Source organism: Kitasatospora sp. NPDC085879, from assembly GCF_040686255.1.
GTDB lineage: Bacteria > Actinomycetota > Actinomycetes > Streptomycetales > Streptomycetaceae > Kitasatospora.
In genome coordinates, this window is record NZ_JBFBJZ010000085.1 from 21,388 (window position 1) to 27,813 (window position 6,426).

Annotated in this window: 7 protein-coding genes; 5 read left to right on the plus strand and 2 right to left on the minus strand. The window is 74.8% G+C overall.

Features of this window, described 5'->3' with window-relative positions:
• Positions 1-10: 10 nt before the first annotated feature.
• Positions 11-832, minus strand: a complete 822-nt coding sequence (gene fdhD / locus AB0P35_RS36900; RefSeq protein ID WP_363519794.1) for a formate dehydrogenase accessory sulfurtransferase FdhD — start codon at positions 830-832, stop codon at positions 11-13.
• Between the two features lie 155 nt (positions 833-987).
• On the opposite strand from fdhD, the gene hutH reads away from it, so the two are divergent.
• Entirely contained in the window at positions 988-2,550 is a 1,563-nt protein-coding gene (hutH, locus tag AB0P35_RS36905) for a histidine ammonia-lyase (RefSeq protein ID WP_363519797.1), read from the plus strand.
• Positions 2,551-2,572: 22 nt separating this feature from the next.
• On the opposite strand, the gene AB0P35_RS36910 is transcribed toward hutH, so the two are convergent.
• The gene (locus tag AB0P35_RS36910) at positions 2,573-2,947 is read right to left on the minus strand and encodes a hypothetical protein (RefSeq protein WP_363519800.1); all 375 of its coding nucleotides are present in this window, start codon (positions 2,945-2,947) and stop codon (positions 2,573-2,575) included.
• A gap of 243 nt (positions 2,948-3,190) precedes the next feature.
• Between AB0P35_RS36910 and AB0P35_RS36915 the strand changes: the two genes are divergently transcribed.
• The 4 genes from AB0P35_RS36915 to AB0P35_RS36930 all read left to right on the plus strand — a co-directional run bounded on the left by AB0P35_RS36915 (position 3,191) and on the right by AB0P35_RS36930 (position 6,388).
• Positions 3,191-4,063: a MurR/RpiR family transcriptional regulator gene (locus AB0P35_RS36915; RefSeq protein WP_095874587.1), complete on the plus strand. Its 873-nt coding sequence runs from the start codon at positions 3,191-3,193 to the stop codon at positions 4,061-4,063.
• Between the two features lie 166 nt (positions 4,064-4,229).
• Positions 4,230-4,580 (plus strand): hypothetical protein, encoded by a 351-nt coding sequence (locus AB0P35_RS36920; RefSeq protein WP_144298688.1) that lies wholly within the window; start codon positions 4,230-4,232, stop codon positions 4,578-4,580.
• A gap of 87 nt (positions 4,581-4,667) precedes the next feature.
• Positions 4,668-5,774: an LLM class flavin-dependent oxidoreductase gene (locus tag AB0P35_RS36925; RefSeq protein WP_363519804.1), complete on the plus strand. Its 1,107-nt coding sequence runs from the start codon at positions 4,668-4,670 to the stop codon at positions 5,772-5,774.
• Positions 5,771-6,388, plus strand: coding sequence for an FMN reductase (locus tag AB0P35_RS36930; RefSeq protein WP_363519806.1), 618 nt, complete (start codon positions 5,771-5,773; stop codon positions 6,386-6,388). The genes AB0P35_RS36925 and AB0P35_RS36930 overlap by 4 nt, the downstream gene beginning before the upstream one ends.
• Positions 6,389-6,426: the final 38 nt, after the last annotated feature.

Consider the following 6,426-nt stretch of genomic DNA (forward strand, 5'->3'; position numbering starts at 1 on the left):
TGGCGGCCCGTCAGCCGGTCGCCACCCGTTCCGTCCCGGTGTACACGTTGGCGCTCTCGCCGCGCAGGAAGCCCACCAGTGTGAGGCCCAGCTCCTCGGCGAGCTCGACCGCGAGCGAGGACGGCGCCGAGACCGCGGCCAGCAGCGGCACGCCCGCCAGCGCCGCCTTCTGGGTCAGCTCGAACGAGGCCCGCCCGCTCACCAGCAGCACGTGCCCGGTGAGCGGCAGCCGGCCCTCCCGCAGGGCCCAGCCGATCACCTTGTCCACCGCGTTGTGCCGCCCGACGTCCTCGCGGGCGCACAGCAGCCTGCCCTCCGCGTCGAACAGGCCGGCCGCGTGCAGCCCGCCGGTGGAGTCGAAGGCCCGCTGCGCGGCGCGGAGCCGGTCCGGCAGGCCGTACAGCAGCGCGGGGGAGACCCGCAGGTCGTCCCGGTCGACCGGCCAGCGGCTGTGTGTGCGGACGGACTCCACGGTGTCCCGGCCGCACAGCCCGCAGGCGCTGGTGGTGAGCAGGTTGCGGTGCCCGGAGAGCGGGGCCGCGTCGCCGCGGACCGTCGCGTCCACCACGTTGTAGGTGTTGGCACCGTCCGCGTCCGTGCCGGCGCAGTACCGCAGGGCGGCCAGCTGCTCGGTGCGGTGCACCACGCCCTCGCCGACGAGGAAGCCCGCGACCAGGTCGAAGTCGTGGCCGGGGGTGCGCATGGTGACGGTCAGCGGTTCGCCGCCGAGCCGTATCTCCAGCGGCTCCTCGGCCGCCAGCGCGTCGGGGCGCACTCCCGTCTCGGTGCCGCGCAGCCGCACCACCCGGCGCCGTACCGTCGCCCGTGCCATCGACCCTCCGCATGCCGTTCTCCGCTGTGCCCAGCCTGCGGCACCGCCCGCCCGAAGGGAAATCCCCCGGGGCGCCGTCCGGGACGTGCCCGGGCCAGCGGTTGTCAGATTCCCATTCACCTGATCTCATTGTGCATATGGATATGCACGGTGCTGTGGCCCCCGACGCGCCACTCGTCCAGGTCGGCAAGGCCGACGTCACCGCCGAGGACGTCCTCGCCGTCGCCCGCGGCAACGCCCGGGTCGAGATCGGCCCGGACGCGCTCGCCGAGATGGCCGGCGCCCGCGCCCGGATCGACGCGCTCGCGGCCGAGCCGCGCCCGGTCTACGGAGTCTCCACCGGCTTCGGCGCCCTCGCCGTCCGCCACATCAGCCCCGAGCTGCGCGCCCAGCTGCAGCGCTCCCTGGTGCGCTCGCACGCCGCCGGCATGGGCCCGGTGGTCGAGCGCGAGGTCGTCCGCGCGCTGGTGTTCCTGCGGATGAAGACCCTCGCCTCCGGCCGCACCGGCGTCCGCCCGCTGGTCGCCGAGACGATGGCCGCGCTGCTCAACGCCGGCATCACCCCGGCCGTCCGCGAGTTCGGCTCGCTCGGCTGCTCCGGCGACCTCGCCCCGCTCTCGCACTGCGCCCTCGCGCTGATGGGCGAGGGCACCTCCTTCGGCCCGGACGGCGTGGAGAAGGACACCGCGGAGCTGCTCGCCGCCGCCGGCATCGAGCCGATCGAGCTGCTGGAGAAGGAGGGCCTCGCCCTCATCAACGGCACCGACGGCATGCTCGGCATGCTGGTCATGGCCATCGCCGACCTGCAGAAGCTGTTCACCACCGCGGACATCACCGCCGCGATGAGCCTGGAGGCGCTGCTCGGCACCGACAAGGTGCTCGCGCCGGAGCTGCACGCCCCGATCCGCCCGCACCCCGGCCAGGCGCTCTCCGCCGCCAACATGCTGGCCGTGCTCCGGGGCTCCGGCCTGACCGGCCACCACCAGGACGACGCGCCGCGCGTCCAGGACGCCTACTCGATCCGCTGCGCCCCGCAGGTCGCCGGCGCTGGCCGTGACACCGTCGCGCACGCCCGCACGGTGGCCGAGCGCGAGCTCGCCGCCTCCGTCGACAACCCGGTGGTGCTGCCGGACGGCCGGGTCGAGTCCAACGGCAACTTCCACGGCGCCCCGGTCGCCTACGTGCTGGACTTCCTCGCCATCGCCGCCGCCGACCTCGGCTCGATCTCCGAGCGCCGCACCGACCGGCTGCTCGACAAGGCCCGCTCGCACGGCCTGCCGGCCTTCCTCGCCGACGACCCGGGCGTGGACTCCGGCCTGATGATCGCCCAGTACACCCAGGCCGCCCTGGTCAGCGAGAACAAGCGGCTCGCCGTCCCGGCCTCGGTGGACTCGATCCCGTCCTCCGCGATGCAGGAGGACCACGTGTCGATGGGCTGGTCGGCCGCGCGCAAGCTGCGCCAGGCGGTCACCAACCTGACCCGGGTGCTCGCCGTCGAGCTGGTCGCCTCGGCCCGCGCCCTGGAGATCCGTGCCGAGGGCGGCAGCGGCCCGCTCGCCCCGGCCACCGCCGCCGCGATCGCCGCGGCCCGCGAGGCGGGCGTCGGCGGCCCCGGCCGGGACCGCTTCCTGTCGCCGGACCTGGAGGCCGCGGCCGCACTGGTCGAGTCCGGCGCGCTGGTCGCCGCGGTCGAGCGGGTCACCGGCCGGCTGGCCTGACGCACGGGCGGGACGGCCGGGCTCAGTACCGGTCGTCCCGCCGCCGCTCCCGGCCCCGGCCGGCCCGCGCGGAGGAGACGTTGATGCCGACGATGCCCGCCCAGCACACGATCAGGCCGGGCAGGCCGGAGCTCTCGGCGGCGATCGCGGACAGCGGGATGCCCATCACCAGCGAGAGCACCTGCACCTTGAACTGCGGGTTCCCGGGCCGCCGTCCGGGGTCGGCGGCGCTGCCGAGGCGCTCGGCGACGCGCTGCTCGACCCGGGCGTCGAGCCGCTCGTCCAGGCGCGTCAGGAAGGAGTCCACGATCTCCGCCTCGTACTCCTTGCCGAGCTCCTTGCGGGTCTGCAGGGCGGCGTCGAGGTCGCGCGCGAGGTCGTCCTTGCGAAGGTCCATGGCACCAGCCTGGCCGGGCCGCCGGGCCGCGGTCCACCGCCGGAGCGCGATCTCGGGGAAGGTTCAGGGCCGTCTCGGGGTGTCCCCGGGGGCGACCCCGAGGCCGCACCGGCCGGCGCGACCGCCCGCGCGGCGTGTCCCGTTCCTCGAAACACCGTTGCCCACATGCCAGGACTGCGCGACAGTCGTCCCAGCCGCCGTCGCCAACGGCGTGCGCCGTTCACGAGCCCGGAGGAACCGCCGATGACAGCCCTGGACGAGACCGGTACCTTCGGCCCCTCCGCCCGACTCCTCCAGCTGTTCGAGGGCCACCGGCTCACCCCCACCCAGCGCCGGATCGCGCACTCCCTCGTCCGGCACGCCACCGAGGCGCCCTTCCTCTCCAGCGTGGAGGTCGCCGAGCTGGCCGGGGTCAGCCAGCCGTCGGTCACCCGCTTCGCGGTCGCCCTCGGCTACGACGGCTATCCGGCGCTGCGCAAGCAGCTGCGCGAACTCGGTGCGGGCGAGGCGGCGCCGGCCGCCGAGACCCCGGCGGACGCCGTCCGCAACGAGCACCAGCAGGCCGTGCTCGCCGAGATCGAGCACCTGCGGCACCTCGCCGACCTGCTCGCCGACCCCGAGCCGATCGTCCGCGCCGCCCGGCTGCTCGCCGCCTCCCGGCCGCTGCCGGTGATCGGCCTGCGGGCCGCCTCGGCGCAGGCGCACGGCTTCGCCTACTTCGCCTCCAAGGTGCACCCGGACGTACGCCTGCTGGACGAGGGCGGCTCGATGCTGGCCGACCGGATCGAGCAGGCCGCGTCGGCCGGCGCGACCGCGCTGGCCTGCTTCGCGCTGCCCCGCTACCCGCGGGAGCTGATGGACGCTCTGCTCACCGCCCGGGAGTGCGGCCTGACGGTCGTGACGGTCGCCGACAGCGCGTTCGCCCCGGTCGCCAAGCTCTCCGACCTGATGCTGCCCGCCGCGGTCGGCACCGGCCTGGTCTTCGACACCGCCTGCGCGCCGATGATGCTCGGCCGGGTACTGCTGCAGACCATGTGCGACGAGATCCCGGGCGCCGAGGCCCGCCTGGAGGCCATCGAGCAGTCGGCGACCGCGCGCGGGCTGTTCCTGGAGTAGCCGCCGCCCGGTCCCGCAGGGGCTGCCGCACGGCTGCCGGGGGCGGCGCGCGGAGGGCAACTGTGCGCGTTCCGGCGGGTTGGCGCCCGGCCGGGAGCGGGCATCCCTTTCACAGGGCCCGGTCGCGGGCCGGACGGGGGTGAGCGGGATGCGGGTGATCCACCAGATGAGACCGACCGCGCGGCTGGCCGACGGCGCCGACGAGTGGTCCTGTCCGACCTGCGGCCGGCGGATCGTGCTGCGCCGTCCGCCGGACCCCGGCATCACCGTGCTGGAGGCGGGCGACGAGTCCGCCGTCCACATCGGGATCACCGAGCCGACCGCCGCCGAGCGGGCCGCCGCCGAGGCGGCCGAGCGGTACGGTCTCGGCCCCGTCCAGGAGATCCCGCGGCCGCCGGCCAGGACGCCGCGGGAGGTGCGCGGGACGGATGCCCCGGAGCCCGCGACCGTCGACGCGCAGGACCGCGCCTGGCTGGCCGAGATCGGCATCGACTGGGAGGGCGACGCGGCCGCCTGAGCCGCGTCGGGCGCGGCGGGAATAGCCGCCGTGGCAGGGTCGTTCAGCCCCATGTAGTTGAAATCTGAACGATCTGGAGAGTGAGCCATGCAGTTCGGGATCTTCACCGTGGGCGACGTCACCGAGGACCCGACCACCGGCCGGACGCCGACCGAGCACGAGCGGATCAAGGCGATGGTGGCCATCGCCCGGAAGGCCGAGGAGGTGGGCCTGGACGTCTTCGCGACCGGCGAGCACCACAACCCGCCGTTCGTGCCCTCCTCGCCGACCACCATGCTCGGCCACATCGCGGCCCGCACCGACCGGATCGTCCTCTCCACCTCGACCACGCTGATCACCACCAACGACCCGGTGAAGATCGCCGAGGACTTCGCGATGCTCCAGCACCTGGCCGACGGCCGGGTCGACCTGATGCTCGGCCGCGGCAACACCGGCCCGGTCTACCCCTGGTTCGGCCAGGACATCCGCCAGGGCATCCCGCTCGCGATCGAGAACTACGCGCTGCTGCACCAGCTGTGGCGCGAGGACGTGGTCGACTGGCAGGGCCGCTTCCGCACCCCGCTGCAGGGCTTCACCTCCACCCCGCGCCCGCTGGACGGCGTCCCGCCGTTCGTCTGGCACGGCTCGATCCGCAGCCCCGAGATCGCCGAACAGGCCGCGTACTACGGCGACGGCTTCTTCGCCAACAACATCTTCTGGCCGAAGGAGCACTTCCAGCGGCTGGTCAACCTCTACCGCGAGCGGTACGCGCACTACGGCCACGGCACCGCGGAGCAGGCGATCGTCGGCCTCGGCGGCCAGGTCTTCATGCGCCGCAACTCCCAGGACGCCGTCCGCGAGTTCCGCCCGTACTTCGACAACGCGCCGGTCTACGGGCACGGCCCCTCGCTGGAGGAGTTCACCGAGCAGACCCCGCTCACCGTCGGCAGCCCGCAGGAGGTCATCGACAAGACCCTCGCCTTCCGCGAGTCCTTCGGCGACTACCAGCGGCAGCTGTTCCTGGTCGACCACGCCGGGCTGCCGCTGAAGACCGTCCTGGAGCAGCTCGACCTGCTCGGCGAGGAGGTCGTCCCGGTGCTGCGCAAGGAGTTCGCCAACGGCCGCCCGGCAGAGGTGCCGGACGCCCCGACCCACGCCTCGCTGCTCGCCGGGCGCACCGAGAACACCACCGACACCGCCGAGGAGGCCCGATGACCGCCCCGTTCAAGCTGGTCGCCGTGTCGGCCGGCCTGTCCCAGCCGTCGTCCACCCGGCTGCTCGCCGACCGGCTGGCGGGCGCCGTCCGGACGGCGCTGGAAGGTCGGCGCGGGGTCGAGGTCGAGGTGGTCGAGCTACGCGGCCTCGCCCGCGGCATCGCCGACCACCTGGTCACCGGCTTCCCCGGGCCGGAGCTGCGGGCCGCCCTGGAGTCCGTCGAGCGTGCGGACGCCGTGATCGCGGTGACGCCGATCTTCAGCGCCTCGTACAGCGGCCTGTTCAAGTCGTTCTTCGACGTGCTCGACCCGGACGCGCTCACCGGCACGCCGGTGCTGGTCGCCGCCACCGGCGGCACCGCCCGGCACTCGCTGGCGCTGGAGCACGCCGTGCGGCCGCTCTTCGCCCACCTGCGGGCCGTCGTGGTGCCGACCGCGGTGTTCGCGGCCTCCGAGGACTGGGGGCCGGGCGGTGACGCCGAGGGGCTCGCCCCGCGGATCGCCCGCGCCGGGGGCGAACTCGCCGACCTGCTCGCGGCCCGCCCGCCCAGGCCCCGCACGGAGTCCGCGGTGGTGCCCTTCGAGCAGCAGCTGGCGGCCCTGCGCGCGGGTTGAGGCGTGCACCGGCGGCGGGCGGCGGGACCGACCCGCGC

Bases quoted from the DNA above. Each gene is read 5' to 3' on its own strand.
- fdhD (WP_363519794.1), bottom strand. From the start codon at position 832: ATGGCACGGGCGACGGTACGGCGCCGGGTGGTGCGGCTGCGCGGCACC.
- AB0P35_RS36910 (WP_363519800.1), bottom strand. From the start codon at position 2,947: ATGGACCTTCGCAAGGACGACCTCGCGCGCGACCTCGACGCCGCCCTG.
- AB0P35_RS36915 (WP_095874587.1), top strand. From the start codon at position 3,191: ATGACAGCCCTGGACGAGACCGGTACCTTCGGCCCCTCCGCCCGACTC.
- AB0P35_RS36920 (WP_144298688.1), top strand. From the start codon at position 4,230: ATGAGACCGACCGCGCGGCTGGCCGACGGCGCCGACGAGTGGTCCTGT.
- AB0P35_RS36925 (WP_363519804.1), top strand. From the start codon at position 4,668: ATGCAGTTCGGGATCTTCACCGTGGGCGACGTCACCGAGGACCCGACC.
- AB0P35_RS36930 (WP_363519806.1), top strand. From the start codon at position 5,771: ATGACCGCCCCGTTCAAGCTGGTCGCCGTGTCGGCCGGCCTGTCCCAG.